The sequence below is a fragment of the Thalassotalea sp. G2M2-11 genome, from assembly GCF_017168195.1.
Lineage (GTDB): Bacteria > Pseudomonadota > Gammaproteobacteria > Enterobacterales > Alteromonadaceae > Thalassotalea_E.
In genome coordinates, this window is the sequence record NZ_JADNYL010000001.1 from 578,097 (window position 1) to 604,948 (window position 26,852).

General features: G+C 40.2%; 19 protein-coding genes. 13 read left to right on the forward strand and 6 right to left on the reverse strand.

What is annotated here, in order from left to right; all coding sequences use genetic code 11:
- The first annotated feature begins 423 nt into the window (after positions 1–423).
- On the forward strand, positions 424–3,231 hold the full coding sequence (locus IV514_RS02520; RefSeq protein WP_206483326.1) for a TonB-dependent receptor: 2,808 nt from the start codon (positions 424–426) through the stop codon (positions 3,229–3,231).
- A gap of 7 nt (positions 3,232–3,238) precedes the next feature.
- Here the strand turns inward: IV514_RS02520 and IV514_RS17580 are convergent, their stop codons facing one another.
- Positions 3,239–3,373, reverse strand: a complete 135-nt coding sequence (locus IV514_RS17580; protein ID WP_277601481.1) for a hypothetical protein — start codon at positions 3,371–3,373, stop codon at positions 3,239–3,241.
- Positions 3,374–3,698: 325 nt separating this feature from the next.
- Between IV514_RS17580 and IV514_RS02525 the strand changes: the two genes are divergently transcribed.
- Positions 3,699–5,186: a tryptophan halogenase family protein gene (locus IV514_RS02525; protein ID WP_206483327.1), complete on the forward strand. Its 1,488-nt coding sequence runs from the start codon at positions 3,699–3,701 to the stop codon at positions 5,184–5,186.
- A gap of 62 nt (positions 5,187–5,248) precedes the next feature.
- On the opposite strand, the gene IV514_RS02530 is transcribed toward IV514_RS02525, so the two are convergent.
- Together IV514_RS02530 and IV514_RS02535 are read right to left on the reverse strand one after the other, a co-directional pair.
- Positions 5,249–5,908: a peptidoglycan recognition family protein gene (locus IV514_RS02530; protein WP_206483328.1), complete on the reverse strand. Its 660-nt coding sequence runs from the start codon at positions 5,906–5,908 to the stop codon at positions 5,249–5,251.
- Positions 5,905–6,969: an LD-carboxypeptidase gene (locus IV514_RS02535; protein WP_206483329.1), complete on the reverse strand. Its 1,065-nt coding sequence runs from the start codon at positions 6,967–6,969 to the stop codon at positions 5,905–5,907. The genes IV514_RS02530 and IV514_RS02535 overlap by 4 nt, the downstream gene beginning before the upstream one ends.
- Positions 6,970–7,106: 137 nt before the next feature.
- On the opposite strand from IV514_RS02535, the gene IV514_RS02540 reads away from it, so the two are divergent.
- Positions 7,107–8,507: a M14 metallopeptidase family protein gene (locus IV514_RS02540; protein WP_206483330.1), complete on the forward strand. Its 1,401-nt coding sequence runs from the start codon at positions 7,107–7,109 to the stop codon at positions 8,505–8,507.
- Positions 8,508–8,588: 81 nt separating this feature from the next.
- Here IV514_RS02540 and IV514_RS02545 read toward each other — a convergent pair whose 3' ends face one another.
- A complete protein-coding gene (locus IV514_RS02545) occupies positions 8,589–10,373 on the reverse strand; it encodes an alpha-amylase family glycosyl hydrolase (RefSeq protein WP_206483331.1) in 1,785 nt (594 codons plus the stop codon).
- Between the two features lie 249 nt (positions 10,374–10,622).
- On the opposite strand from IV514_RS02545, the gene IV514_RS02550 reads away from it, so the two are divergent.
- Complete coding sequence (locus tag IV514_RS02550; RefSeq protein WP_206483999.1) at positions 10,623–12,260, forward strand: alpha-glucosidase family protein; 1,638 nt, start codon at positions 10,623–10,625, stop codon at positions 12,258–12,260.
- A 75-nt stretch (positions 12,261–12,335) separates the two neighbouring features.
- Here the strand turns inward: IV514_RS02550 and IV514_RS02555 are convergent, their stop codons facing one another.
- Positions 12,336–12,854: a DUF1697 domain-containing protein gene (locus IV514_RS02555; protein ID WP_206483332.1), complete on the reverse strand. Its 519-nt coding sequence runs from the start codon at positions 12,852–12,854 to the stop codon at positions 12,336–12,338.
- 53 nt (positions 12,855–12,907) lie between these two features.
- Positions 12,908–13,648, reverse strand: coding sequence for a transporter substrate-binding domain-containing protein (locus IV514_RS02560; RefSeq protein ID WP_206483333.1), 741 nt, complete (start codon positions 13,646–13,648; stop codon positions 12,908–12,910).
- Positions 13,649–14,192: 544 nt separating this feature from the next.
- Between IV514_RS02560 and IV514_RS02565 the strand changes: the two genes are divergently transcribed.
- The 9 genes from IV514_RS02565 to IV514_RS02605 all read left to right on the forward strand — a co-directional run bounded on the left by IV514_RS02565 (position 14,193) and on the right by IV514_RS02605 (position 26,812).
- Positions 14,193–15,449 (forward strand): HlyD family efflux transporter periplasmic adaptor subunit, encoded by a 1,257-nt coding sequence (locus IV514_RS02565; RefSeq protein ID WP_206483334.1) that lies wholly within the window; start codon positions 14,193–14,195, stop codon positions 15,447–15,449.
- Positions 15,450–15,495: 46 nt separating this feature from the next.
- Positions 15,496–16,230 (forward strand): ABC transporter ATP-binding protein, encoded by a 735-nt coding sequence (locus tag IV514_RS02570; protein WP_206483335.1) that lies wholly within the window; start codon positions 15,496–15,498, stop codon positions 16,228–16,230.
- 4 nt (positions 16,231–16,234) lie between these two features.
- Positions 16,235–18,658: an FtsX-like permease family protein gene (locus IV514_RS02575; protein ID WP_206483336.1), complete on the forward strand. Its 2,424-nt coding sequence runs from the start codon at positions 16,235–16,237 to the stop codon at positions 18,656–18,658.
- 115 nt (positions 18,659–18,773) lie between these two features.
- The gene (locus tag IV514_RS02580) at positions 18,774–20,147 is read left to right on the forward strand and encodes a sigma-54 dependent transcriptional regulator (RefSeq protein WP_206483337.1); all 1,374 of its coding nucleotides are present in this window, start codon (positions 18,774–18,776) and stop codon (positions 20,145–20,147) included.
- Positions 20,134–21,501, forward strand: coding sequence for an ATP-binding protein (locus tag IV514_RS02585; RefSeq protein WP_206483338.1), 1,368 nt, complete (start codon positions 20,134–20,136; stop codon positions 21,499–21,501). The genes IV514_RS02580 and IV514_RS02585 overlap by 14 nt, the downstream gene beginning before the upstream one ends.
- A gap of 136 nt (positions 21,502–21,637) precedes the next feature.
- Positions 21,638–22,369, forward strand: a complete 732-nt coding sequence (locus IV514_RS02590; RefSeq protein ID WP_206483339.1) for a transporter substrate-binding domain-containing protein — start codon at positions 21,638–21,640, stop codon at positions 22,367–22,369.
- 155 nt (positions 22,370–22,524) lie between these two features.
- The gene (locus IV514_RS02595; protein ID WP_206483340.1) at positions 22,525–24,204 is read left to right on the forward strand and encodes a M28 family metallopeptidase; all 1,680 of its coding nucleotides are present in this window, start codon (positions 22,525–22,527) and stop codon (positions 24,202–24,204) included.
- Positions 24,205–24,323: 119 nt separating this feature from the next.
- Complete coding sequence (locus IV514_RS02600; RefSeq protein ID WP_206483341.1) at positions 24,324–25,175, forward strand: HDOD domain-containing protein; 852 nt, start codon at positions 24,324–24,326, stop codon at positions 25,173–25,175.
- A 215-nt stretch (positions 25,176–25,390) separates the two neighbouring features.
- Entirely contained in the window at positions 25,391–26,812 is a 1,422-nt protein-coding gene (locus IV514_RS02605) for a sodium-dependent transporter (protein WP_206483342.1), read from the forward strand.
- Positions 26,813–26,852: the final 40 nt, after the last annotated feature.

Genomic DNA, 26,852 nt, shown 5'->3' on the forward strand with positions numbered 1-26,852 from the left:
CAAACTTGAAAGATCAACACGCCCTAATTTCACTTAATTTACGTGGCAATTTGTTGAATAAGAAGCATCGCTCAGTCCTTGCATACGTATTCAAAGCTTGGCTTCTTTTAGAAAAAATGCTTATTTTTATCAATGTTAGTCTATTTTTAATAGATGTAACTATATGTTTCATCGGGCTTAGCGCTTGATAAGGCTTAGGCTGATTTTGTAAAAAGTAAGCAGTGTTGAATACGTATGCATGACAAATGCGAGTTTGAATACGTATGCATAATGTATTTTTCGGTTGCTTACCTCTCTATATTAATGTCATCCACCTTTGAAGTGGGTAACACATACACATGAAATACATAGTTATTACAGTCAGTCGTTTGGAACGCTGAAACATAAAATAATTTACACGGATGTTTGGGGGAGAGATCACACATGGTTAAGTTTAAACCGAACAAGTTAACATTAGCGATATTGTCGACAGGTTTATTGGCAGTAAGTGCTTCTTCATATGCCTATGAAGAACAAACAAAAGAGACAAAGAAAAAAGCGGAAGACGTAGAAGTTATTGAAGTGACAGGCTTTCGTGGCAGTATTGTTGAGTCAATCAATACAAAGCGTTATTCGTCCGAAGTAGTTGAGTCAATTTCTGCGGAAGATATCGGTAAGTTGCCGGATTCATCCATTGCTGAATCAATTGCTCGTTTACCTGGTCTAACAGCACAACGTCTAGATGGTCGTGCAAGCCGTGTAAGTATTCGTGGCTTTGGTGAAAATGAAAGTGGTACCACTTTCAATGGTCGTGAACAAGTATCGATTAGTGACAACCGTGGTGTTGAATTTGACTTGTACCCCTCAGAGATCATGAGTGGCGTAACGGTTTATAAAACACCTAGTGCTAGCTTAGAAGCCGAAGGTATTGCTGGTATTATTGATATGCAAACCGTTAAACCACTTGCCAAAGAAGAGCGCGTGTTGCAATTTAACGGTCAATTTGAGCAGACGAGCTTTAACAAGTTAAATCCTGACGGTAATGATAACGGTTTCCGTGGAACCTTCTCTTATATGGATAAGTTTGCTGATGATACTATCGGTGTAGCATTTGCTTATACAGGTATGAGCTCTCCTAACCAAGAAAAACGTTGGAACGCCTGGGGTTACCCAACTTTTACTTACCCTGATGGCTCTGAGGGATCTATTTTAGGTGGCGCAAAACCATTTGTTCGCTCATCAACCTTAGAGCGTGATTCAGCCATGTTAGTGGTTGAAGCTGTGCCTAGTGATAAATTACACCTAACATTTGATGCTTTATACGTCGATTTTTCTGATGAGAAAATTTTACGTGGTATCGAAGTGCCATTTGCTTGGGGTCAAGGCTCTATTTCTGCTGAAAATGCCACTATTGATGCTGAATCAGGCTTTGTCACCAGTGCTATTACCGAAGGCCAACGTGTGGTTGTCCGTAATGACTATGAAGAGCGAAAGGCGGAGTTAACTTCATTAGGTTTTAATGCGCAATATGACTTAGCAGATACGTGGCAATTAGAGTTTGATGCCAGCTATTCTCAAGTAGAACGTGATATCTGGAGTATTGAAAGCTATTCAGGTACTGGCCGAGGTGATTCACGCGGCGCTGCTGATAACTTAGGCTACCAATTTGATGGTGGTAATACTGGTGCAACTTTCTCACATCAATTGGATTACAGCGATTACAATTTAATTCAACTTGGTGGTCCTTTGTCTTGGGGCTGGAGCTCTGCGCTTAATCAAAAATATGGCGTAGTCGGTACTGAATACGAAAACCAATTACAAGATGGTTTTATTAACGCGCCTAGCATTGATGATGAATTAACGGCATTAAAACTTGCTGCTTCACATGATATTGAAAGTGATGTTATTTCTTCAGTTAAATTTGGTGTTTCTTACCGTGAGCGTGAGAAAACTAAGGCTTCTGAAGGCTACTTTATGACCTTGTCATCGTTTAATTATCCAAATAATCCAGGCATGTTAGTTGTGCCAGAAGAGTACCGTGAAGGTACGGCTAATTTAGACTTTATCGGTATGGGCGATATGATCGCTTATGATACCAATGGTCTGATTAACGATGGTTATTATGATTTATTAGCAGAAAGTTTAACTAATCCTAGTCATGCAACTAAGTCATGGACAGTTAAAGAAGAAGTTCTGTCTGCCTTTGTTCAAGCGAATATTGATGCTGAGATTGGTGGTGTGCCAGTAACAGGTAATGTAGGTTTGCGTTATGTCGAATCTGATCAATCTTCACAAGGTAACGCTTTTAATACTGTTGATGGTTTAGTGGTAAATTCGCCGACGAATATCAGCCATGACTATTCGCACTTATTACCTAGCATTAACTTATCATTTAGATTGGACGACCAACAAACACTTCGTTTTGGTGCGGCAAAAACTATTTCTCGTGCCCGTTTAGATGAAATGAATGCCTCTGTAAATGCTTCATATAACCAACAGCCAGATGAAAATGGTAATTACTGGAGCGTCAGTGGTGGTAACGTTGGCTTAGAGCCGAAAGAAGCCATAGGTATTGATCTTTCTTATGAAAATTACTTTAGCGATGAAGGGTATTTCTCAGTAGCGTTATTTCATAAAGACTTAAGTGAATGGATTTTTGATGGTACTTATGCAGTTGATATGACAGGTGTTGCTGATCCGGCAACAGGTGAAGTACCAGCAAACTCTTCAGGTACTGGCTACGGTAAAGTGAATGGTGGTGAAGGTACTTTATGGGGCTATGAATTATCTTTAGCCTTCCCATTCAAAATGATTGATGAGAGCTTAGATGGTTTTGGTTTGATTGCCAGCCATACCTCTGTTGATTCTGACTTAGAAGATCCAAATGGTAATGAATACCAGTTACCTGGATTGTCAGATAGCATCCAAAGCTTAACATTCTATTATGAAAAGGATGGCTTCCAAGCGCGTGCCAGCGTGCGTAAGCGTGATGACTTTAAAGGCGATGTGTACGGTTTAGGTTTCTCAACTAACCAAGTGGATATTTTAGGTGAAACTATTATTGATGCTCAAATTGGTTATGACTTTGGTGAAGCAGGCGTTGAAGGTTTAGAAGGTTTATCTATCTTCTTCCAAGCGCAGAACTTAACGGAAGAACCATTTACTTCATTACAAGGCGATAATGCTTTACAAGTGCGTGATTACCAAGATTACGGTAGTACTTACTTACTAGGCTTTAGCTACAAAATGTAGTGAGTGATTATTGCTCAATGTAAGTAATAACTAAGCCCTTGCCTATGCAGGGGCTTTTTATATACAGGAAGTATGGTCGAAAAATGCTCCATGCGTTTTCGACATTTTCACCATCCTTGGTGATCGTATGACGCGGGCGCATGACCGTTCCTAGGCATCCATGCCTTCACGGCATTAGTATTTCCTATACGTCGAGGCGCCGGAGCGGCGATATACAGGATGTATGGTCGAAAAATGCTCCATGAGTTTTCGACATTTTCACCATCCTTGGTGATCGTAAATCGAAATGACAGCAGTATTATTTCGCGAAGATACAACTGATAGGATATGACGTAGGCGCAGATTTTTATATTTGTGTCATTTTTATAAAAGTAATAATTCTTAGATAGCGCATGAAATAATTTGTTAAATCAGCAGCTAAGCGACATTATTGATAGATAGCGTTGCAGATAAAATACAGGTGACTTGTGGATAGTAAAATTGAAAACGTGGTTATTGTCGGTGGTGGTACTGCTGGCTGGATCACTGCCGCTTTGATGGTGAAAGTGTTAGGTAAGTCAATCAATATTACCTTAGTAGAATCTGATAAAATTGGCATTATCGGGGTAGGTGAAGCGACCATTCCACCGATCATTCCTTTTAATAATGCCTTAGGTATTGATGAAAAAGCGTTTCTAAAAGCAACGAAAGGCACATTAAAACTTGGTATTGAATTTGAAAACTGGAAGCAACAGGGCGATAAATACATGCACGCTTTTGGTGGTATCGGCAAAAACTTCCCATTCTGTGACTTTTACCACTTCTGGGTAAAAAGCCAACAGCTAGGTTATGGATCAGAGTTTGGTGACTTTTCATTGAATTACCAAGCGTCAAAAGCAAGTAAATTTGCCAAGTTATCTCATATTGAAGGGACGAACTTACCGGGCATTGAGTACGCTTATCATTTTGATGCTGGCCTTTACGCCAAGTTTTTACGTGATTTCAGCGAAAAACTCGGTGTTACTCGGGTTGAAGGTATCGTGGAAAATGTCGAGGTTGATAAAAATAATGGCTATGTCACCCGCTTGCAACTAGAAGGCGATCGTAGCGTTTGTGGTGATTTATTCGTTGATTGTACTGGCTTAAAAGCATTATTAATTGAGCAAACTTTATCGACAGGCTTTGATGACTGGTCGCACTGGCTGCCTTGTGATCGTGCAATGGCTGTTGCCTGTGAATCGGTGAAACCTATTGTACCTTATACACGCTCAATTGCGCATGATGCGGGCTGGCGTTGGCGCATTCCATTACAACATCGCACTGGCAATGGTGTAGTGTACTCGAGTAAACACATGAGTGATGAGCAAGCCAAAGATTTGTTGTTATCGAGCCTTGACGGTGAGCAAATTGGTGAGCCTAGAACCATTCCTTTTAAAACTGGGCGACGACGGAAGCAGTGGAATAAGAATGTGGTCGCCATAGGCTTATCGAGTGGTTTTTTTGAACCGTTAGAGTCCACTAATATTCATTTGATCCAAACGGCAGCCACTCGCTTGTTAAAGTTTTTCCCGCATTTGGGTATTAAAGATGAAGAAGTGCAGGAATTTAACCGCCAATCACAAATAGAGTCTGAGCGGATGCGCGACTTTATTATTTTGCACTACAAGCAAACACAGCGTGATGACAGTGATTTTTGGCGGGCATGCCAACGTATGGATGTCCCCGACACCTTAACTCAGAAAATGGCACTCTTTGAACAAAGTGGTAAAATTTTCCGTGAGCAAGATGAACTGTTTACTGAAATTGCTTGGCAACAAGTGATGATCGGGCAAGGACTTATTCCGAAAGACCATCACCCACTGGTCGACTCACTGAGTTCAGAACAAATCACAGACTTAATGGATAATCTGAAAACACTTGTGCAACGTACAGTGAATAAAATGCCGATGCATGAAGACTTCTTGTCTCAACAGTGAATAGATAGATGTGAGTAATAAAAAGGATCGCTGCTTTCTAGCGATCCTTTTTATTTTGATATTTACTCTGGTCCTTTTAACTGCAGTTCACTCAACTGAGCGCGTAAATGACGCATAAAGGTTTCGCCAGGATCGCTCTTTTTGGTACGGTAATTAGCATCTGCTTCTTTAAATAAAGGATGATCTTCAAACTTATCGTATTCTTGATGACCAATTAAGTAATCGACTTGCGGATATTTTTTCTTCAAATAAGTAATTAACTTAATATTGGCTGCTAGCTGCGCATCGGTTAACGGGGTATCTTTATTACCACCAACATTTTCAATGCCAAAGGCGCAATAATTGAGCCCAATAACATGTCGAGCAAAGGTGGTCTCTTCCGGTAATATTTGGTAAATCGTCCCATCTCTGTCAACAACAAACTGCGATGAAACATTGAGTGAACTGGCACCTGTTATTGCAGTGCGTGAGCTAGCGAGAGTCGGTTGATTGAACGCTCGCATTGTACCTTCCAAGGTGGGCACAACTGTGTAATGCACTACGATCATTTTAGGATCTATGACCGCTTTATCTGTCGTTATGCCATGGCGTTCTTTTAAATATTGCAACGACAGTTGCTCTCGCTCTTGATTAAAGATCACCGGCTTTTTGACGATCTCAATGGTGCTGCTACACCCAAGAAGTAACACTAAATGACAAATTATTAATATAGGTTTAATCATGAGCGGCCTTTTGTATCGATTAACTTATCTTGTTGTAACTGACAGTAATTTTTTCCTTCACATGAAAGCGTGGCTTTCTTGCCAAAAAAGATCGGTTTGTTATATAAGCCATGGCCAATATAAGGATAATAATAAACAGGAATTGACACGCGCTCAGCATAGTTCTCAAGTACCGCTTTATAGATTAAGCGCTCTGCATCATTAGCGTCAAGGGGGTGAAACTGTCCAAAAATAACGCCTGCGGCATTTAAATTATCGGCATATTCGAGTTGATGTAATACTCTGTCGATTTTACGATAGCCCTCATTTACATCTTCTAGCACGAGAATTTTTCCACTCAGGTCGGCTTGATATCGAGTGCCCATTGTTGCTTGGAATAAGGTTAAGTTGCCTCCTCTAAGCTCTCCTTCAACACCATGTTTGGCCGCCTCATTAAGGGGGAGTAATCGCTTATAGTGCACGCCGTTAAATAGTGCCTGATGTAAGTCAGCTATGGTTTCACGGCCATTGCTACTATCCCCTTTTTCAGGTGCATGCTTTGGTTTCAGGTTGTTTAACTCATCAACTTCGTGGTTGTAGGCAGCGACAATACCATGCACGGATGGCCACCCTAAGCTGTTGTTAAGAAAATGGTGGATGGCAGTCACATCACTGTAACCTATGATGGGTTTAGTGGGCAGGTCACTCAGCTCTGTTTTGTGTTTTTCTAGTGCCGGTAATAAATTGAGGGCGCCTGCACCACCACGAATAAACCAAACAACATCACTGTCGGGCGCTTTAAGTGCATTGAGAAATGACTGGATACGGTTATCGTCTAGGTTGACATAGCCAAGATCTGAAACGGTCTGATCAAAATAACGGGTTTTTACTGTCATACCTAAAGATTCTAAGTTCTTTTTCAGTGGCGCTACTTTAGTTTCATCATAGGAGCTTGACACCGTAATCAAATCAACGGTGATTGGATAATATGGAGAATTGACTTTATTTTTTACTACCGAGGCACAACTGATCAATGGTAACGATAACGCAGCAAAGAGTATTATTTTCAAGTTTTTCATCATCTCATCTCCTCTAACTTATCCAAATAGTATTGCTAAGGAATAATTATTGTTTAAATGTTATTTTGTTTGGAATATTTTATTTATATCATGTTTATGCTTAAATGTGAGGAAATAATTTTTATTTATAGGTTTAGGCAATGATCCGATGCTTACGTTTTACTCATTTTTTATTTTGCTTGTTACTGATAAATTTCAGCAGTTATGCCGCGATTGGCAATGCTGATTCACTTGCACAACTAAAACAGCAGTACCTGAACATTCAGCAAGCTAACTTAGACAAGCCGACCATCTACCCCAATGATATTTACCCCTTGATAGAAAAGCTTAAGCAAAACAAGCGTTTTACTGTGGTTAAAGCCGGTACCAGTTATTTAGGGAAACCGATTTATCACATCACGGTGGGTAATGGTCCGAGAAAGGTATTTATGTGGTCGCAAATGCATGGCGATGAACCGACCGCAACGGGCAGTTTATTTGATTTTATTAACTATATTGATGCGCCAGAGAATCAAGCTTGGTTTAACCGCTGGAAAGAGCAATTAACCATTCATATGGTACCTATGGTGAATCCTGACGGTGCCAAATTAAGGCAGCGTTTTAATGCGCAGGGTATAGATATCAATCGTGATGCCAAACGACTACAAACTCCTGAAGGGCGGATGTTGAATCAGTTAGCGGATCAAATTAAACCTGAATTTGGTTTTAATTTACACGATCAAGGACGTTTTTATAGTGTCGGAACAACAGAAAACCCAGCAACCATCTCGGTATTAGCCCCAGCATTTAATGATGCAAAAGATATCAGTGGCAGCCGAAAAAGTGCCATGCAACTGATTGGTTTGATCAATGAATCTATTCAACAACTTTATCCTAATCATGTGGGTCGTTATGACGATACATACTCGTATCGCGCCTTTGGCGACTTGTTCTCAAGTAAAGGCATCGCAACCACGTTAATTGAATCGGGTGGTCATCATGATGATCCTCACCGGCAGGTTGCCCGTTGGTTAACTTTTATGTCTTTGGTGCAATCTATCGATATTATCAAGGATAAGCGTTATGAAAATGAGAGCTTGGCTAAGCATGATGCGATCCCAATGAATAAGAGCCGAGGTTTAGTTGATTTACTGCTGAAAAATGTCACAGTCAATAATGATTATCTGATTGATATGTCGATTTATTTAGGGCGAGATTTTAATCAGGGGAAAGTGTCTGAAATTGGTGATATCAGCCATGGCGTTGCGTATATGACTGTCGATATGAGTGATTATCAGCTGTTAGCTCCTAAGGCATATACAGTCACTAAGCCGCTAACATTGACCGATACAACCTATAAACAGTTGCTACAAAAAGGCTATAACTATTTTGTTGATAAACAGAGCTTGCTGACAATTGAAACTGATTTACCAGTTATCACAAAAAAACGGCAATCGATGCCTGAAGTACCACAGCGCGGGCAGGCGGCGAGTTTTATTTTTACCCAAGAGGGTAAGCCCAAGCTAGCAATTATTGGTAAGGCAAACATTGCACTCGATTAATGCGATTAAGCTAAAATGCCCTTATTACAAGGGCATTTTTCTTTTAAATAGCCAATTGCATGTCAAACCAGTTAATCAAGACTAGTGGCGATAAATAGCAAACGATAAACCCGCAAGTTGTAGCTGACCATTTGCCGTTAATTGTGAATGTTCTGAGGGCGACTGAGCAGATTGAGTGATTAATTGATAGTGACCATCAAGTTCAAGTGTCGCTGATTGTGTGCTTGTTGAGGTATTGAAGGCGATGAGATAGTCGCCGTGCTCATCTTTTTTGTTAATCACTAATAAGCCCGATTGCTCACTGCTATAAACTAATGTTTGTTTACCATGTTTGAGAGTTGGATGTTGATGGTAAGTACTCGCTAACTTTGCGAAATATTGATACAAGGGGTGCTGTTGATTAAAGTTGTCATCAGCCGTACTACCATTGCTAAGTAACAAGGCTTGTTGGTTATGGTTAACGACTTTTGATGGCATCATATCTTGGCGAGCATTATGATTATTAGCATTGCCAATAAAACCTTGTTCGTCTCCATAATAAATCACAGGTACACCACGCACATAGAAAGTGATCGCACTGGCCAGTTTGAAACGTTGGGCTATTTCTTGGCTGGAAAACTGCTTTTGCTTGCTGAGTAAGTAAGCAAAGCGCCCCATGTCGTGATTCCCTGTAAAATTGAGCAGTTGATTGGCGTTTTGATATAAAGCGTCTTGGGCAAACAGTTGCTCAAATACTTGGCTGGGTTTTGCTTCTATCAGGGTTTGATAAAGGGCAGACTGTAAGCCAAAATCGAGTACTGAAGGCAACTTACCTTCAGTAGTGAATTTACTGAGCTCGATTGGATCAAAGCTATATACTTCACCAAACATAAAGAAGTTATTAATGCCTTGTTGTTCAGCGTGCTGTTGTAATGCGGGGGCAAATTGTTGCCAAAACTCAATATTAACGTGCTTTACTGTGTCAATGCGAAAGCCATCGGGTTTAAACTCCGAAATGATGTGTTTATAAATATCAATCATGCCGTTGACGACAGTCGGTGATTCAGTATTGATATCATCTAAGCCAAAAAAGTCGCCATTAAGTGAATTTTCCCCTTCAAAAGTGGAATCACCTTGGTTGTGATAATGCACAGGGTCATTAAGCCAAGAGGGTGATTTTAGTGCTTCGTTACCCGCTTGGATCACGGTTTGATAGTGTTTGCCTTGGGCTTTTTCGGCTAATGAAATATAAGGGCAGGGTTCACCACTTTCTGACCAACCAGAGCCATCTTCCCCATGACATTCTTTGTATTTGATCACATCAGCAGTGTGGTTCGTGATGATATCAAAAAATATTTTGATGTTTCTTTGATGTGCTTGAGTAATTAATTGCTTAAGATCGTCATTGCTGCCGATGTGGGGATCAATTTCGGTGAAATCTAACACCCAATAGCCGTGATAACCTGAAATATTTCCTTGAACCGCTTGGTTTCTCAAAATAGGTGTTAGCCAAATACTGGTGATACCCAGTTGCTCAAGATAGGGTAGTTTGTTGGTTAACCCCGTTAAATCACCACCGTGAAACGCCATTTCATTGCTTGGGTCAAAACCGCCATAAGAAATAGGAATGTCGATTGCCCCTAGATCGTTTTTGCTATCACCGTTACTGAAGCGATCCGGTAAGACAAAATAGAATACTTCATCTTCAATTGGTCGTTGCTGATAGGGGGCTAATTCACTTGCTATCACAGACTTAACAGTAGAAGAAACGTCAGCTTGTGAACTGCTTTGCTGCTTGCAGCCAAGGGTTATTGCTAATGTAGTTAACAACAATAAGCCGTTAATAGTGGTGCGATGTAATTGTGTGATGCGTGCAAGTGAGATCATAAACAAATTATCAGTAAATTTTAGTTCTCTTGATAGTACAAATATCAAATTAACAAGTATAAAAATTACATACGTATGCATAAGCTTTTCGGCTCTATTTTGCCATGCATACGTATGCAGTGCCATTGCACTATATCAGGGGGCTACTTATGCTTACTAGCGTCATTAGTTAGTGTGACACAATTATTTGTTAGTCGGTAAAGGTGTGAATTTTTACTGGCAACACTCATAGATATGAATTGGACTAGTATGGAAATTCAACCTTGGTGGCGTGGCGCCGTTATTTATCAGATTTATCCTCGCAGTTTCATGGATGCCAATAACGATGGTATTGGTGATCTTGCTGGCATTATCACTAAGTTGCCTTATGTGAAAAGCTTAGGCGTTGACGCCATTTGGATTTCACCATTTTTCAAATCGCCGATGAAAGACTTTGGCTATGATATCAGTGGTTACCGTGAAATCGATCCTATGTTTGGCAATATAGATGATTTCGATTCATTGATGGAAAATGCAAAAACACTCAATTTAAAAGTGATTATTGATCAAGTGTTAAGTCATACCTCAGATCAGCATCCTTGGTTTATTGAAAGTAGAGAAGATAAAACCAATGATAAAGCGGATTGGTATGTATGGGCCGATGCCAATGAAGATGGCACACCGCCGAACAATTGGTTATCTATTTTTGGTGGTTGTGCATGGCAGTGGGAACCGCGTCGCCAGCAATATTATTTACATAATTTCTTAACTTCTCAGCCTGATTTAAACTTTCACAACCCACAAGTGCGCAAGGCTGTGCTTGATAATGTCAAGTTCTGGTTAGATAAAGGGGTGGATGGCTTCCGTTTAGATGCGATTAATTTTTGTTTTCATGATAAACAATTACGTGATAACCCAGCTAAAGCGCCTGAAGATCGCCAAGGTCGAGGGTTCAGTGAAGACAATCCTTACGCATTTCAGTATCACTATTACAATAATACTCAGCCAGAAAATATTGCTTTTATGGAAGAGATCCGCGCTTTGATGGATCAATATCCAGGCGTGGTTACCTTAGGTGAAATATCGTCTGAAGATTCATTACAGACCATGGCTGAATACACCCAAGGGGATAAGCGCTTACATATGGCGTATAGCTTTGAATTATTAACGCCAGATGGTAGCCCTCAATATATTCGTCAAACTGTGGAAGCATTAGAAGGCAAATTGGCGGATGGTTGGCCTTGTTGGGCAATTGGCAATCATGATGTGACTCGTGTTGCTTCTCGTTGGGCTTCAGCACAAACCAGAGATCAACAAAGTAAAATGTTTAACGCTTTACTTGCTTCATTACGCGGCAGTGTTTGTAGTTACCAAGGGGAAGAGCTGGGGTTAGAGGAAGCGGATATTGCTTTTGAAGACTTACAAGATCCATACGGTATTACCTTCTGGCCTACCTTTAAAGGACGTGATGGTTGTCGTACCCCAATGCCATGGCAACGTGATGAAATGCATGGTGGCTTTTCTAACGGTGAACATTCGTGGTTACCCGTGAGTGAGCAACATAAAGCAAAAGCGGTTGCTGTGCAGGAACAAGACAACAACTCAGTGCTAAGTGCTTATCGCATGTTTATGCAGTGGCGTAAGACACAGCCAAGTTTACAGTATGGCGATATTAACTTTGTCGCAAGTGATGATGAAAAGCTGGTATTTACGCGTCAATACCAAGATCAACGCTTGTTAGTTATTGCTAACTTTAGCGAACAACCGATTAGTTATGAGATAAATGCAACAGATGTTCAAGTGTTAACAGGACATGGTTTTACTGCACCCGATATTCACTTCCAAGGTGAAACGTCAGAAATCAAGCTAGCAGCATATCAAATTGCTTATTTAACGCTAGCCAATTAACTCAAACAATTCTTTAGGCCAATACGCCCTTGAGGACATAAAACCATCTTGCTATCAAAGTAAGATGGTTTTTATTTAAGCTGTATCAGTTAATGCCTTTAGTTTTTCGACGGTATTTAAGTTTCTTACCGTTGTGCTAACGCCAAGATAGTCTTCCAATTTAGCGGCTAATTTTGAGCGACCAATGCCGTTGGGAGCATGTAGGTATAATACCTTATCTACTAATAAAAATTCTTCACCGTTGGTAGCAAGATCAGTCGCTTTGTCCTCATTGAAGCTAGGTGTTTGTTGGCAGAAGTAAAATTGTACTGTATTACCGGCAAAGCTTGAATAGGGATTATTAGTGATGCTTTGCGACAGTGCATCAGTGGTTAACGGCATAATTTTAGGCGTAAAGCCAAATTGCTGCGCGATGCGTTGCCCAATTAAGTCAATATCGACACTTGTTGCCTTGAGTACAACATTACCGCTTTGAATATAACTTTGTACTTGTTGATAGCCTAGTTCACTTAATAACGCTTTTAGTTCTTTCATCGGTAATTTATTGTTACCGCCAACATTAATACCGCGAAATAACAGAATAAAGGTTTGCATGCTTGTCCTTAATTGATTGAAATTTTACTCGACGCATCGAGGTGAGAGGCCAGTCAGATCGCCTGTAATAATTGTTCAAACTTACCACTTTTTTTCATTGCTTTTAACTGCGTAGCTAATTGGTTTGCTAATTCTTGATGATAATTATGCATATAACTAAAGAGTTTCAATGATGTTATGGCAGGATATTGTTGTTTGACCGCTCCTTTAAATAAGGCGCTATTTCTGGCTAATACCGCTTGCCCAGTGCTTTGACCAGTGATGGTCATATCTGCTCTGTCTCTAAACGTCATGTGAAATGCTTGTTCTGTCGAGTTAACTGGAATAAGTTGTTCGAGTTGCTCTTTTTGATTTTCAATAAAAACAGTGCCTCTTTCGTATGCAATCCGATAGGGCTGAATGCTTTGCCAACCATTGATTTTGATATTTTTCGTGCTGAAGGCATACTGCTTGATGTCAAATAATTCTTCCTCCACCTTAATTAAGTTAGGGTAAATACTGGTTAATGATTGTATTCGAAAAGCAACGCCGTCTATTTTATTTACGTTTGCCCAAACCATACTCCGTTTATTGGGCAGGTGCACTAAGGTGAAACTGTATCCAAGCTGTTTGAACGCGTGCGTTAAAATAAGGTTTGCTTGCTTAAATAAGATTGAATTGACATTGTTGGTGCTGCCAAAAACGATATCGTTCGCGGATTTTTTTGCCAATATGGCTTGATTGTGCGCTTCTATGGAAAATGCCTGTGCATGGCATGTAAAAGTCATCACAAATAAAAGAACAAGCTGTTTCATTTTGCTGGTAATCATCGTTTATCAAAGCGCTACCTTATTAATCATAGTGGTATCTGTGCCGAAGTTGCAACAATTTAAATGCCACACTGTGTCGATAGTGAAACAGTGAAGAATTCACTATTTTGTTATTTTTAATTTTTCCTTTTTATATCAACAATATAAAAAAAACTCTGTTTGGCATAATGCTTGTATTTATCTAGGGCGTGTTGAACTTTCAAGTTTGTTTTTGCAGTAGTTTGTTGGAAATTTATACAAGGCAGTGCTTTTGATGTGTGGTTGTTCCACATGATAAAGCACTAAAGATTTTGTGCTCCTGCAAAATCACCTTACCCCACATCCATGTGGGGCAACATAGTAGAAATGACAACAAACGCTGCCTGAAAGGTTCGGTTAAAAGCGTTTTACTCTTTGTTGTGAGGAGATTTGCTTAGATGACTAAGCGTCATTGCTCACGCCGCGTTTAAAACGCTTTTATCTCGAACAAAAATTAAACAGCAAAGATCAACACGCCCTAGTTACTGAATTAAGAGTGGTCAACAGAATTATGGATATAGCAAGAGAAGTTGCAACACAACCTGTCTGGAAAAAATACTGGTATGTTTTTCCGGTCATTATTTTATTAGTTGCTGTGTATTTACTGAAAAATGCTTTTGGTAATGCTTCCTATATTATTGAAAAAAAGGATGTGTTAACTGCACAAGTTGAACAAGGGACATTTCGCGTAAATGTCAAAGCAACCGGCGTATTAAAACCATTAAATATTCGTTGGGTGTCTTCACAAGTGGCGGGAAAAGTTGAGCAGGTGCATGTTAAAGCAGGTGCATATGTTGAACAAGGTCAAGTATTGATGCAACTGTCTAATCCTGAATTGCACCGAGAATTAGAAAAAGCCCGTTGGGAATTAGCCGCTAATAAGGCCGAAAGTAATGCGGCGTATGTGGCGTTAGAGTCTCAGTTAGTTGATTTAGAAAACGCAGTGATTGCGGCTAAATTTAACTATCAATCGGCTAAATTAAAACTTGATGCTGAAACTGCACTGATTGAGCAAGGTAATGCCACAGTATCTGCGTTGGATTATCAAAAAAGTCAGTTGGCAGTTGAACAACAACAGCAATATTGGTTAGCGCAGCAGCAGAAAGTGGCAAAGATGAAAACCAATATGGCCGCTACTCAATTAGCCCAAAAGGCACGCTTAGGTTTAGTTGAGAATAATGTGCAACGGATGCAGGAGCAAGTGGCGGCGCTACAAGTGAGAGCCTCTACTTCTGGGGTTGTGCAACAAGTATCACTAGAGCTAGGTGAGCGTGCCCACATAGGTGATAGTGTGGCATTAGTGGCTGATCAACAGGTGTTGTATGCCAAGCTACAAGTACAGGAAGTGCGGGTGCGAGATATTATCATCGGTCAACCTGTCACTATTGATACGCGCACCAGTGAGTTACAAGGAGAAGTATCACGTATTGATCCCGCCGTTAAAGCAGGCATGGTGGAAGTGGATGTGAAACTAACCAGTCAGTTGCCGCCAGAAGCTCGACCAGAGCTGGCGGTCGATGGTTTTATTGCTATTAGTAATATTGAAGATGCCCTCTATGTTAAAAGACCCATGTATGCACCCCGTTACAGCAATATAGGCTTATTCAAACTCAGTAAAGACAAACAGTTTGCTAGCAAAACCCAAGTCACATTAGGTCAAAGTTCAGTCAATAAAATTCAAATCGTATCCGGTTTAACCTTAGGCGATGAAATCATTATTTCAGACACCTCTGACTGGCAAGAACATCAAGAAATTATGATCAATTAATGTGTTTTTACGCACTATCGATAAAGAATCACAACAGGAAGAGAAAATGACAGAAATTATAAAATTGCAAAATATTAGCAAATCATTTTTAACAGAAGAAATCGAAACACGGGCGTTACACAACATCAATTTGACCATTAATCAAGGCGAGTATTTGTCGTTAAGTGGTCAATCGGGCTGTGGTAAATCAACGTTACTTTCTTTGTTAGGTTTATTGGATGTGCCTACAACCGGAAGTTATCACTTAGCCAATAGTGATGTTTCGTCATTAAGCCGAGATCAACGAGCGAGTATTAGAAGTAAAAAAATAGGCTTTGTGTTTCAATCGTTTAATTTAATTTCTGATCTAACCGTTGAAGAAAATGTGATGTTGCCGTTAACTTATCACAGCGATAAGTCTCAAGCGGTTATAGCTGAAAAAGTCAATGAAGTACTGGCTAAGGTCGAAATGGGGCATCGCAGAAATCATTACCCTTCGCAGCTGTCGGGCGGACAACAGCAACGTGTCGCGGTTGCTCGCGCCTTAGTTAATAATCCCGCCATTATTCTAGCGGATGAACCTACGGGTAATCTGGATTCTAAAAATGCCGAATCAGTCTTACAGTTGTTTGATCAACTTCATCAGGAAGGGGCGACGATCTGTATGGTGACTCATGATCCTATGTCGGCTAAACGAGCCAGTCGTTGTTTGGAAATGTTCGATGGGCAACTGATAAAAGATCATCACAACCAACACGGTGATGATAAATATCAAGCAACGGCTGAATTGGCATTGGGGTAACGTGATGGCTACGTTAATTGATATAAAATACGCGCTGCGCTTATTATTTAAAGCGCCTAAATTTACCGCTATGACCTTGGGTGTACTTATTGGTGGCCTGTCAATCAGTCTGTTTACCTTCTCTTTTTTATATACCACGGTTTATAAAGAATTACCCTTACCAGAAGGTGATTCGGTTCGCGCTGTCGGCGTGTACATAGAGGGAAAATACCGCTTATTGCGAGCCAATGAGTACCAAGACGTTAAAGATGATCTCACTCAGTTTGCTGAATTTGGTGTCTATCAAAACAGCACGGTTCGCGTTTCTAAAAATGGCGCAGGTAAAAATGTCTCTGCTAGTTTTGTCCGTGCAGGAGCAATTGAGTTTAGTCGAGTGGAGCCCATTATTGGGCGGACCATTGCACCAGCCGACACGGAAAAAGGTGCGGCCGCGGTAGCGATGATTTCAGAAGAGCTTTGGCAAAGTGAATTTCAGCGTAGTGAAGACGTGCTATCAAAAACCATGATGTTGAACGGTGTTAATACCGACGTCATTGGAGTGATGCCAAAAGGTTATCGTTTTCCTAATACCGCACAAATTTGGTTACCTTTATCTGACAACGTATTTGATTTTGCTGCTAATGAAAGCCCATATGTGTTTGCTTATGCCCGAGTGCGTGCTGGTGTTAGTGAAAAAGGCGCTGAGCTAGAGTTAAGCCAAGCAGTGAATCAAGTTTACCAACAAAATGTGCAGTTATATGATCTACCTGCGGTTGAAAAAGGTGTGCAATTGCTGACTTTCCAAATGGCACAAACGGGCGGTGATGGTGAAATGGCATTTGCTTTTCTTAATGGTATTGCTTGGATCATTTTATTATTGGCCTGTATTAATGTGGGTAACTTATTGCTGGCTCGCTCGGTAGAACGTCAAAAAGAAACGGCTATTCGTGCCGCTCTGGGCGCTACCACTGCACGATTAGTGAGCCAACTTATGTGGGAAGGAATTATTATTACCCTAGTTGGTGGTGTGTTATCACTGTTGCTAGTGGGGGCGGCGCTTGATTATATTGAAATTGTTTTACAATCTTGGTTGCCTTCTGGTGGATCGTTTTGGTGGCACTACGGTATGGATGCTGAAACTGTTATTGTCGGCGTGGTGTTTACGTTAGTCACTATTTTGTTGTCAGGATTTCTGCCAGCATGGCGCTCTGCACACCAAGATATTAATAGCACCTTACGCGATGGCACTCGGGGTGCACAAAGCAAAAAATCAGGCAAAGTGGCTAAAATTTTGGTGACTACCCAGATATTTCTCGTGGCTATTTTAATGTTAATTGGCGCTATTTCAGGCTTTATTGCTCATAATATTATTAATTTAGAGACAGGAGATGATTATCAGCAGGTGATGAGTGCTCGCTTTAGTATACCTACGGAAAAATACCCAGAGCCTGAACAGCAATTAGCGCTGTTAGAGCAAATTAAACAAGGGGTTGAGCAACATCCAAGTGTTGTTAATGTGCTATCTAACTATTCGCGTAGGGCGTTGACTGTAACCATTGATGGCGTTGATTATGCCTCTGCAGCAGAAAAACCTAACATTGATACCATAGGCGTGATTGGTGATACCGCAACCGTGGGAGTGAATTTAGTCGCAGGTCGGCAACTGACACACCGAGATAAGCAAGGCGCTCGAATTAATGTCATGATCAGCCAGTCCATGGCGAACCGTTATTGGCCTGGACAATCGCCATTAGAGCAAAGCTTTACCATGAATATTGACGATAAAGAACAAAAAGTGTTTGTTGTTGGCGTGGTGACTAATCGACTTAACTCTTCTACCTTGTTTGGTGACTTAGCAAGTGCCGATGAAATTTACATCTCTGGTTATCAGTTTGTCAGTGACTATCAAGTGTTTATGTATCGGGTGTTGCCAAGTACGCCAAACGCAGAAGAAATATTTTATCAGGCGATGTTTCAAGCGGATCGACATATTGAGTTAACTTATGGGGTGCAACCTGCTTTATATAATCGAAACAAAATGCGTGAATCTATGGTGTTATTGTCAAATTTGACATTTGGCACAGGTTTTTTTGCATTGCTGCTTGCCATGGTGGGCATATATGGACTAACGGCAAACACGGTGGCACAACGTACTCATGAAATTGGTATACGCCGTGCTGTAGGCGCTAGTGATAAACATATTATTCAATTGTTTTTAAAGCAAGGGGCTAAGCAATTGCTGATAGGGTTAGGCGGTGCATTAGTGATATTTGCTTTGCTTTCTTTTGGTTTTCATAGCCTGACAGAAGCATTGTTTCCGGTGCATATGTATTTTATTCAAGCTTTTTTTGTGGTGCTTGGTTTATCTGTGGTGGTGATGGCTGCTGTTTATTTGCCGACTAAACGTGCGGTAAAAATGGAACCGAGTACCGCTTTGAGGTATGAATAACTGAGTTCAGATAACAGAGCATCAATGTATCTTGATGCTCATTTTTGTTAATTGCTTGTTACTATAAAGGTTTTTTAATACAGTGAGAGCGATTTATTAGGAAAAATGACTATTTGTGAATAAAACTATTTTAATTGCTGATGATGATATCAATATTATTGCTAGTCTAAAGTATGTCTTGGCTGAGCAAGGCTTTGATATTCTCGCGATGACCACGCCGCAGGCGGTGTTGGAGAATTTACAGCAGCAACAAGTCGATTTGATCTTGCTGGATATGAATTTTCAGCAAGATACTACCTCGGGCGCTGAAGGCTTACAGTTACTTGCTGCGATAAAAGAGCGAGATATTAATGTCCCGGTTATTGTGATGACTGGTTGGGCGACCATTGATATTGCGGTAGAAGCGATGCAAGCCGGTGCTAGAGACTTTGTGCAAAAACCGTGGCACAACGAACGATTAATTAGTGCCATCAATACTCAGTTGGCATTGGCGCAATCTTATCAGGTGGCTGAGCGCTTAACGCAACAAAATAAGTTATTGACAGGGCAGTCAACATTAGCCGATAAAAACGCCATTATTGCGCAATCACCTAAGATGCAAACTTTATTATCAACCTTAGATGAGTTAGCGCAAAGTGATATGAGTATTTTACTGACAGGTGATAATGGCACAGGTAAAAGTATGCTAGCTGCATATGTTCATAGTGTTTCTTGTCGTGCCAAGCATTCATTTGTCCCCGTCAATATGGGAGCAATCCCCGAATCTTTGTTTGAAAGTGAAATGTTTGGTCATGTTAAAGGGGCATTTACTGACGCGAAAGAAAACCGCATCGGTCGTTTTGAGATGGCAGAACAAGGCACCTTGTTTTTAGATGAACTTGCTAATATCCCGTTAGCTCAACAAGCAAAGTTATTAAGAGTATTAGAAGAAAAGAAATATGAAACCGTGGGCAGTAGCAAGGCGAAAACTGCCGATGTCAGGGTTATTTCTGCAACTAATAGTGATCTGCTTGAACAAATTGCTAATAATCAATTTCGTCAAGATCTCTATTATCGTCTGAATACAGTGGAAGTTAGGGTACCATCGCTGTCCGAACGTATTGATGATATCCCGTTGTTGGCTGAGCACTTTTTACGGTTATTCAGCGCAAAGTATCACAGAGCTTGTCCTGCTCTGTCACAACAGGCGATCATTAAACTACAACAATATGCTTGGCCGGGTAATATTCGTGAGTTAAGTCATTTAATGGAACGATTGCTCTTTACCAGTAAAAAGGCAGAGATAACAGCGAATGATATCGCCTTAACTGATAGCACTCCGTCTGAAGATTCATTAGATGATCCGCAATTGACCATGAGTGAAATTGAGAAAAAGGCGTTACTTAAACGGCTGGAGTATCATCAGGGTAATGCCACTGAAACAGCGAAATCATTAGGCTTGAGTCGTAGTGGTTACTATCGACGATTGACGAAATATGGCTTGGATTAATTTACTAGAGCGTAAGCTCAATCATTTTGCTTGGCTGAAGCTGTTCAACGTTGAGCAAAAGCTGATGTTAGTGATAATCATCCCAAGTCTGATTATTTGCATTGTTTCGTTAGTTGTCGCGCAAGTCTCATATTACCTGATCGCCTTTATTACTATCGTTTATCTATTGATCGCTGGTTATGCCTTATTGGCGATAAAACAAAATGCAGATTTTCAAATCAGAACCTTATCAAACCTCATTGAATCTATGATTGATGGTGACTATTCATTACGTGGTCGTTTGCAAACAAATCAAGCCTTTCAAGAGTTACTTAACCTAATAAACCGATTATCTGATACCTTAGCCAAACATAAGTTTGAAGCCAAAGAGTCAAGATTATTACTGGAGCGGATCTTAGCACAGATGCATGCATTTGTGCTGGCAACGGACGCTGAAGGGCAAGTAGTGATGGCGAATGCATCCGCAAAAAAATACCTGTTTGATGGGATTGATAGCGAAGAAAAAATAAGTTTGCCGGCTAACGCACTTGGTGCGGCTATTATGAACGCCAACCCCGGTATTGTCAGTTTTAAGCAGGCACCGTTAGTTGGTGAGTACTTTTTGGTGAAAGAGCCTTTCTTAAGTGGTGGAGAGCAACATCAACTGTATTTTATCAGTAATGCGGAGCAGCTGTTGATGGAGCAAGAGCGAAAAGCCTGGCAAAGTCTGTTGCGTGTGTTAAGTCATGAAATGAATAATTCCTTAGCGCCTATTGCCGCGATTAGTCAGGCAATGCAAAGTAAACTTGCTAAGCAAAAGACGCCAGAACATCAATCATTGCTTGAAGGCGTTAATATTATTAATGAACGAGCATTATCATTAACTACTTTTATTGCCAGTTATAGCCGCTTGTCACATTTACCCAAACCGAATATGTCAGTGGTTAATTTAGCACAATTATTAACAAGCACTGCTGGCCTGTTTCCTGACTTAGATACTTGCATTGCTGACACATGCGATATCGACATTAAGGTTGATAAAAGTCAGTTCGAACAAGTGTTGATTAATGTTTTCAAAAATGCCGTTGAAGCGATGAGTGCTCAGCCGCAAGCTGTACTGGAAACTTTTGTTGATGTCACTGACAGCCAAATAAGGTTAACTTTAAGAGATCAAGGTTGCGGTATTGCTAATCTTGATAACGTCTTTGTGCCATTTTATAGTACCAAAACTTCAGGCAGCGGTATTGGTCTAGCGCTTTGTCGACAAATCATGTTTAACCATCAAGGACAAATAGCTATTAGCAATCGACAACATACATCAGGGGTTGAAGTATTGTTAACGTTACCGAAAGATTTGGGTGACATATCACTATAAACGGCTGAGATAACCCCTTAATGACAGCAAAACGATAATTTGCTTGTTAGAAGTATGAATTTTTAGCTATGCTAAAGATAGCCGTGCTAAATTTTATATCGAGTATATTGTTGTTATGCGAAAGCTTTTTTTACTTATGGTAGTAGTAAGCGTAAATTGCAGTAACTTGGCATGGAGTGCAAATAAAACGCAAGTAAGCGATACTGAAACGCTACGTTTGAAATATGAACCATCTGGTTCAAATTCTTGGTTTCCTTATTATATTAAATCAGAACAGCGCCAAGGTATTTTGCCTGAGTTGATCCCTTTGGTATTACAGCGTGCTGATATTGAGGGGCAGGAAGTGGCATTACCTGCTGCGCGAACCAATTTAGCGTTAGCAAGTGGTGAAATTGATTTTGATTTTATTAACCCTGAGTGGTTGCCCGCCACTACCCCGTTAGAAACGTTTATTTTTAGTGTACCCATTATGCCAATAAAGGAATACTTTATTGCGCTTAAGGACAGTGACATTGAAACATTGCCTGAAAAAATGAAGCAGTCATCGGATATTCGAATTGGCACTGTGCACGGATATTATTATCATGATGATGACCTATTTACGCGAGTAGATTTTTCATCAGAAAAAAATTTAATTCGTGCGTTAAAGCATGGCAGGATCAAATATGCGATTTGTGGTGAAGTAACAGCAAAATATTGGTCAAAAATACTCGACGTACCTATTGTAGTTGGCGCTATTCATTCTGATGGTTATTTACATTTTCGCTTTCGCAAAGAGTTAGCGGAAGTTGTGCCTCGGATCAATCAGGCGATTACTGAATTAAAACAAGCGGGCTTGATCGACAAAATCGTTTCATCTTATCTCTAGAGTAGGATATTTCCTGTTTGTTAGGACAACATTGAAAAATCACGATTAGCAGCAGGTTATCTACGATAGGCTCACTGGAAATTTTCGTTGGCTCTCGATATAGTGAGGTCATCGTGTAATGTTACCTAATCAAAATAATATCTAAAGAGAATTTCATGAAATTTAAATTATTAACTTCGGCAAGTTTATTATCACTTGCTGTGTTAACCGGTTGTGGACAAGAAGTTGCTAAAAGTGATGATGTCCAGACAGCAAAACCAGAACAAGTCAATGCCGAGCGTATCAAAGCTCACGTTGAGTTTTTAGCTGATGATACCTTGAAAGGGCGCGACACGGGCAGTGAAGGCTATCAAATTGCGGCTAATTACGTTAAATCTAACTTTAAACAGTTAGGCTTAACACCTCAAGGAGAGCACGAAGGTTTTGAGCAAATAGTCACTTTTCGACGGACTTATTTGCAAGATGACAGCGCTAAAATGACTATTGAAAATGGTGCTGAACAAGTCGAACTTGCATTCAAACAAGACTTTATTATGTCAGGTTCGGCATTAGAAACAGAATCTTTTGTTAAAGCCGAGACCGTATTTGTTGGTTATGGTGTGGTATCACCTGAATTTGATTATGACGACTATGCGGGACTAGATGTTGAAGGTAAGATTGTTGTTACCTTAACAGGCCGTCCTGATGATTTACCGTCAGAAGAAGGAGCGCATATTGGCTCTGGTAGTGAAAAAATTCGTCATGCTGCCGAACGTGGTGCTGTTGGTTTTATCACCATTCATACCCCAAAACGCGATAAAGTGCGTACCTTTGAAAAGTCAGCTAAATATGCCAGCGCACCTCGTATGAGTTGGTTAGATAAAGATGGTCAACCTTTTGGTAAACATCCAGAAATCAAAGGCGGGGCTTATCTAAATGGTGAAAAAGCAGAACCATTATTTGCTGGTGCCGAGCATAGTTTAGCGGATGTGTTTACTCAAGATAGCGAGAATAAACCAGTTAAAGGCTTTAACTTAAATGCTGTTGTGACTATGGCAAGCAAATCTCGCCATGAAGAAATTACGAGCCCGAATGTGATCGCAACGTTAGAAGGTAGCGATCCTCAGCTAAAAAATGAATACGTAGTCTTTAGTGCTCATTTAGATCATATTGGTGTAAGTAGCCACGGTGAAGATCATCAAGAAGGTGAAGCAGAAGATAATATTAATAATGGCGCTTTAGATAATGCGTCAGGTGTTTCTATCTTATTAGAAACGGCTCGATTATTAGCATCAAAACCTGTAGCACCAAAGCGTTCAATATTATTTGTTGTGGTCACTGGTGAAGAAAAAGGCTTGTTAGGCTCAGGTTACTTTGCCAATAATCCAACGGTTCCTTCGATGCAAATGGTGGCTAACGTTAACTTAGACATGCCGTTAATTTTATATCCTTTTGCTGACGTGATCGCCTTTGGTTCTACTCATTCTAGCTTAGGCCAAATTGTTGAAACTGCAGCACAGAAAATCGATATCAGCTTGAGTCCAGATCCAATGCCTGAACAAGCATTGTTTACTCGTAGTGATCATTATAACTTTGTTAAAGCTGGTATTCCGTCGGTATTTTTAATGACAGGCTTTAAATCAAAAGATCCTGACATTGATGGTGGCAAAATGTTTGGTGACTTTTTGAAGAATCATTATCATCAACATAGTGATCAGCTTGATTTACCGATCCGTTGGGATGCGGCTGCAAGCTTTGCTGAAGTCAACATGATGATAGGTTTAGAAATTGCGAATGGTGAGCAACGTCCAACCTGGAATAAAGGGGATTTCTTCGGTAAAACTTTTGCTCAGTAACCTTAGGCTGTGCGAATAAGTAAATACCAAAAGCGTGATATAAAATGTCACGCTTTTTTGTTTTCATTGAAATGCCAAAGCGTTACACTCAGTGAAAGGATTTTTTAGGACATTTACCCATGAATGCTCATGAATATGCACTACAAGCGAATGGTTCTTTCGCATTGCCAGACGCTTGTTTTAAAGTAAAGTCGTTAATTGAAGATGATAGCTCGACCATTGAAGATTTTGCCAATGTGATCAGCATTGACCCATCGATGACCTCACGTTTACTGCAAATAGCCAACAGTGCTATCTACAGCTTTCCTGGTGAAATTAGCACCATCTCCCGAGCCATTACGATTATTGGCACCCAAGCGATTTATAACATGATGTTGGTGGATGTTGCGGCCACTGCGTTTAAGCACTTCTCAAATCAGGCCATCGATTTAAAACGGTTCTGGCGAATGAGTGTTTTTTGTGGCTTAACCACAAAAAATTTAGCCGTTAAAGCGGGGATCCGTGATATTGAACGTTTATTTGTTGCAGGTTTGTTGCAAAATTTTGGCGAATTAATCGTGGCTAAAATATCTCCAGATATTGCCAGTGCATGTGAGAAATATTCTGCCGATTGCCTACCTTGGGATGTTCAGCGTCAGCATCTTGGCTTTACTTATACCGATGTTTCTGCTGAATTATTAAAGATTTGGCAAATTCCTGAAAAGGTGATTTTACCTATTCGGCATTACAACGAGGCGCAAACCATCCAAATTAACAAGGATGTTAAGGTATTATATTTGGCCACGCGTTTAGCGTTAGTTGATTCACACCCCGATGAATTTACCTATGATGATACCGTTGACGAATCATTATGCCGTAGTTTGGGTATTTCAACCGATGATTTGAATGCTGCCGCTGATTTTGCCGCTGAAGAAGCCGAAAATATTTTGCATATTATGGGCGGGCAGTTTTTCACTCGTCAATCACGATAATTTCTTGGTTTTACATTGGTTTTTATCAAATCGAAATCATAATGACATGGTTTTATATCGTTCGTTTACGTAAACGTGAAGGGTAATGCAAGACTTTCGCTTTAAACCTTGATAGCATCAAGCATCAAAAGAGATCAGCCCTAACTTTTGTTTATATAAAATTTAGGGTAAAACAATAATAACATGCCCTATAAATATTATAATGAAGGACATTTATGACAGCTTCTAGAGAACATTTTAGCTCCCGTATCGGGTTTATTTTAGCTGCCGCTGGTTCAGCGGTTGGTATTGGTAACCTGGTCGGTTTTCCTGTAAATGCCGCGAAAAACGGTGGTGGTGCATTCTTACTTATGTATGCACTGTTTGTATTTTTTATCTGTTTACCTGTAATGATTGCTGAAATGGGGGTGGGTCGAAAAACGCAGAAAGAACCCGTAGGCGCATATAAATCATTAAGTGGTGGTAGTAAATTATGGGGCGCCGCTGGCTTTTTAGGCGTGCTTACGCCATTTATGATTGCGGTGTTTTATATGGTGATCACGGTATGGATTTTCGGTTATATCGTGTTGATTGCCATGGGGGATCTCGACTTACTCGCTAACAGTGACTATTTTGGCAGTTTTGTTCATGATAAGTACTTATTTGGTGGTTTAATCGCTGTTGCTTCCATTGTGTATTTTATTTTAGTGGCTGGCGTGAAAGACGGGATTGAAAAAGCGGCGAAAGTGTTAATGCCGACCCTGTTTGTGATGCTGATCGCATTAGTCATTTATGTTTTAACCTTAGATAATGCCATGGCTGGTGTGAAATTCTTTATTATTCCTGATGTTGCAAAGTTAACCCCTTCGGTGATTAATGGTGCATTGTCGCAAGCATTTTTCTCACTCTCATTAGGGATGGGGATTTTAATCACCTATGGTTCGTACATAGATAATAAAACAGATATTGTCAGCTCTGCTAAATTTGTTGCTATTACCGATACCGCCGTAGCATTTACTGCGGGTTTGATGATTTTACCGGCGATATTTTCTTTTGACCCTAACATTAATCCTAATAAATTAAGTGACAGTGGTGTCGCGCTGATTTTTACTTTTCTACCGAAAATATTTTTAGCATTACAAGCATCACTAGGTTACTTTGGGGCGAGCGCGATTGCAGTGTGCTTCTTCTTACTGGTATTTTTTGCCGCGATTACCTCCTTGGTTTCTATTATTGAAGTACCGGTTTCTTATTTAGTAACAGAGAAATGCCAGAGCCGTAAGAAAGCGTTAATGACCTTAGTGTCCACTGCCGGTATTTTAACGGTTTTTGCATTAGTCTCTTACGGTATGGTGGATTTTTTCACTAACTTTACAAGTTATGCCGGACAGAATAAGCCGTTTTTTGATGTAATCGTGGATGTATTCTATGACACCATTTTACCACTGAATGGCTTCTTACTTTGTATTTTTGTTAGCTATCGCTGGAAAAAACAGTTAAGTAAAGAACTCTCAATAGGTAATGAAGGCTATGTCGGAAGTTGGGTTGAAAAATACGTTGATTTTTCACTAGGGACCTTTGTGCCTGTGATTGTGTTCTTTATTTTCATTAACACTGTTGCCTCTAAGTTTTTTGCTATTAACTTATTTGGCTTCTAGCTAACTTCGTTTTTCTAGTTGTAAGGCCGCATAATTTGAT